Here is a 4,188-nt window from a genome sequence, read left to right on the forward strand (position 1 = left end):
CCCGTGCACGTCGGCGGCGGGGCGCGTCGTCGCGCACCACAACCGTGCCCGGCTGCCGGCAGCGACCAGCCGCTGCACGAGCGCGAGCAGCTCGTCCAGGGTCGGGTCGACGACCAGGACGCCGCCGGTCGCGTCCTCGACGGAGGCGCCGGCACCGAGCGCGGAGGCGATGCCGTCGTCACCGACGACGGCCCAGGTGCCGGTGAGCTCGCCCGAGGGAAGGCCGACCGGCGTCCAGTCGAGCCGGTAACGCCAGCCGTCGGTGACGTCCTTGGGGACCTGTTTGACCCAGTAGCGGTTCCGCTGGAACGCGTAGGTGGGCAGCTCGACTCGCTCGCCGCCGCCGGTCACGGCGGGCCAGTCCACCGAACGGCCCCGCGTCCACAGCGTCCCGACGGCCCGCAGCGCGCCTCGTACCTCGTCGAGATCCCTGCGCTGGGCGGGCACGCACCCGTCGACGAAGGAGCTCAACGCCGCGTCCGGCCCGACCTCGATGACGTGTGCCGCGTCCAACCGCCCGGCGCCGTCGGCGAACCGGACGGTGCGGCGCACGTTGTCGACCCAGTACCCGGCCTCGGTGGGGTCCCGATCCCCCGCGACCCCCAGGAAACCGACTTGGGCGGGACCACGGTCCACACCGTCCACACAGGCCCGGAACTCGTCCAGTACGCCGTCCATGTGGGCGGAGTGGAACGCGTGACTCACATCGAGCAGCGACGCCTTGATCCCACGCGCCTTGTAGTCCGCGACCAACGTCTCCACCGCGTCGGCGTCGCCGGACACCACCACCGACTCCGGCGCGTTCACCGCCGCCAACTCCACCCCCTCCGGCAGCTCCACCTCGGCCTCCGACACACCGATCGCGGCCATCGCCCCACGGGCGTCGACCGCGCCCATCAGCGCACCGCGCTCCACCACCAACCGCGCCGCATCCTCCAACGAGAACACCCCCGCAGCCCACGCCGCCGCGATCTCCCCCACCGAATGCCCCATCACCACATCCGGCACCACACCCCACGACCCCAGAAGCCGCACCAACGCCACCTCGAACGCGAAAATCCCCGGCTGCGCAAACCGCGTCTCCCCGAGACGCGACCCACCCGAGATCTCCTCCCGCACCTCAGCCGGAAACAACGCCAGCACCTCGTCCCACGCGGACGCGAACACCGGAAACGCCGCAGCCAACCCACGACCCATCCCCACCCGCTGCGAACCCTGACCCGTGAACACGAACGCCACGCGTCCCGTGTCCGCGGTTCCCCGCACGGTCGACGGCAGGTCACCCGCGACAGCGTTCAGCCCGGCCAACAACTCGTCGGCCGACTCCCCCACCACGACGGCCCGCTCCTCGAACGCGGATCGCGCCGCCAGCGAAACCGCCACGTCCGCCGGGGAGAATCCCTGCCCCAGCCCGGTCAGCAACGCCGACGCCTGCCCGCGCAGGGCCGCCTCCGACCGCGCCGAGAGGGGCCACGCCACGACCCCGCCCGCGGGCCGGTCGTCGACCGGGGCCTGCGCCGGGGTCTCGACCGGGGCCTCTTCCAGGACGACGTGGGCGTTGGTCCCGCTGACGCCGAAGGCGGACACGCCCGCGCGGCGGGGCCGGTCGGTCTCGGGCCACGGGCGGGAGTCGGTCAGCAGTTCCACGGCACCTGCCGACCAGTCGACCTGGGTGGTGGGGGCGTCGACGTGCAGGGTTCTGGGCAGGACGCCGTGCCGCAGCGCCATGACCATCTTCAGCACTCCCGCGACGCCCGCGGCGGCCTGGGTGTGCCCGAGGTTGGACTTGATGGAACCCAGCTGCAACGCGGTCTCGCGGTCCTGCCCGTAGGTGGCGAGCAGGGCCTGAGCCTCGATCGGGTCGCCCAGGCGCGTGCCGGTGCCGTGCGCCTCGACGGCATCCACGTCGGCCGGGGTGAGGCGGGCGTTGTCCAGGGCCTTGAGCACGACGCGCTGCTGCGCGGGGCCGTTCGGTGCGGTCAGGCCGTTGGACGCACCGTCCTGGTTGATGGCCGAGCCGCGTACCACGGCGAGAACCTGGTGGCCGTTGCGCCGGGCGTCGGAGAGGCGTTCGAGCAACAGCATGCCGGAGCCCTCGCCCCAGCCCGTGCCGTCGGCGGCGTCGGCGAAGGCGCGGCAGCGGCCGTCGCCGGACATGCCCTTCTGCCGGGAGAACTCGATGAACAACGCCGGAGTGGCCATGACCGTGGCCCCACCCGCCAGCGCGAGCGAGCACTCCCCCGCGCGCAGCGCCTGCACGGCCAGGTGCAGCGACACCAGCGACGCCGAGCAGGCGGTGTCGACGGAGACGGTCGGGCCCTCCAGGCCCAGGGTGTAGGCGACGCGGCCGGAGATCACGCTGGCGGCGTTGCCGGTGAGCAGGTGCCCGTCGACGGTGTCCCCGGCCTCGACGACCAGGCTGGTGTAGTCCTGCCCGTTGGTGCCGACGTAGACGCCGGTATCGGTGCCGCGCAGTGACAGCGGGTCGATCCCGGCACGTTCGACGGCCTCCCAGGAGGTCTCCAGCAGCAGCCGTTGCTGGGGGTCCATGGCGACGGCCTCGCGCGGGGAGATGCCGAAGAAGCCCGGATCGAAGTCGGTGGCGGTGTCGAGGAAGCTGCCCCGAGCCGCGTAGAAGGTACCGGCCCGCTCGCCGTCGGGGTCGTAGAGGGCGTCGATGTCCCAGCCACGGTCGGTGGGCAGTTCACCGGTGGCGTCGCGGCCCTCGGCCAGCAGTTCCCACAGTTGTTCGGGGGTGGCGACCCCACCGGGGAACCGGCACGCCGTGCCGACGATCGCGACCGGTTCACCGGCCCGGCTCTCGGCGGCGCGCAGCTTCTCGTGTGTGGACTCCAGCTCCGCGGTGGCGCGTTTGAGGAAGTGCCGGAGCTTGGCCTCGGTGCTCTGCCCGGGGTTGGACATGGACATCTGCGGGGTCCCTTTCTTCGCCCTGGGCCGGTTCAGGAGAGGCCGAATTTGGTGCCGAGGAGGTCGAACATCTCCTCGTCGGTGGCGTCGTCGAGATCGCCTCCGGGCTCGCCGCCCGCCGAGTCGTCCACCAGCGTGCGCAGCCGGGTCAGCACCCGGGTACGGGTGGTGGCGTCGAGTGTGTCGGTCGACAGGGCCGCCTCGACACCGGCGAGGTCGCGCAGCACGGCCTCGGCCGGGTCGGCCCCGGCGACCAGCTGCCCGGCGAGCAGGACGGCGATGGCCTCCGCGGTGGGGTGATCGAACACCAGCGTGGCAGGCAGGTCCAGCCCGCAGGAGGCGGCGAGCCGGTTGCGCAGATCGACGGCGGTCAGCGAGTCGAATCCGAGATCCTTCAACGGTTTGGTCGCCGGGACGTCGTCGCCGCCCGCGCGGCCGAGGACGGCGGCGACCTGGTCGCGCACCTCGGCCAGGACCGCGTCGTGAGCGGACCGCGGGTCGAAACCGGCGAGGCGGGCACGCAGCCCGGTCCGCGCTTCGGCCCGCGCGGCGGGTCCCTCCGGGACGACGGCCTCGGGGATGCCGCTGATCAGCGGGCTGGGGCGGGTGGCGGCGAACCCGGCGGTGAACCGGTCCCAGTCGATGTCCGCCACCGTGATGACGGTGTCGTCGTGGTCGAGGGCCTGTTCCAGTGCGGTGACCGCCAGCTCCGGCCGCATCGGTGTGAGGCCACCCTGGCTCATCCGCCGAGCCCGGGTCTCCTGCTCGGCCAGCCCGCCGCCACCCCAGGCACCCCAGGCCACGGACGTGGCGGGGAGACCGGCGGCGCGGCGGCGCTCGGCGAACGCGTCGAGGTGGGCGTTGGCGGCGGCGTAGTTGCCCTGGCCCGCACCGCCGGTGGTCGAGGCGAGCGAGGAGAACAGGACGAACGCGGAGACCTCGCCCGCGAGGTCGTGCAGGTTGTGCGTCGCCGTGGTCTTCGGGCGCAGCACGATGGCGGCACTGTCGGGGGTGAGCGCGTCCAGCACGCCGTCGTCGAGCACACCCGCGGTGTGGAACACGGCGTTGACCGGGTACCGGCCGAGCAATGCGGCCAGGGCGTCGCGGTCGGCGACGTCGCAGGCGGCGACCACGACCTCGGAGCCGGACTCGCGCAGTTCGGCGGCGAGGTCAGCGGCGCCCGGGGCGGCCTCGCCCTGCCTGCTCACCAGCAGCAGGCTGTCGGCGCCGCGGGCGGTGAGCCAGCGGGCGACGTGGCCG

1 protein-coding gene and 1 pseudogene are annotated in these 4,188 nt (G+C 73.4%); both read right to left on the reverse strand.

Translation table 11 applies throughout. The annotated features are described in order from the left end of the window. Positions 1-2,829 (reverse strand): annotated as a pseudogene (locus tag SACPADRAFT_RS31145) (type I polyketide synthase); the annotation flags it as partial. Between the two features lie 131 nt (positions 2,830-2,960). Next, the coding region (locus SACPADRAFT_RS25100) for a beta-ketoacyl reductase (RefSeq protein WP_007026712.1) at positions 2,961-4,188 on the reverse strand (1,228 nt) is incomplete at its 5' end.

It is taken from the genome of Saccharomonospora iraqiensis subsp. paurometabolica YIM 90007 (assembly GCF_000231035.2).
GTDB classification, from domain to species: Bacteria; Actinomycetota; Actinomycetes; order Mycobacteriales; family Pseudonocardiaceae; genus Saccharomonospora; species Saccharomonospora paurometabolica.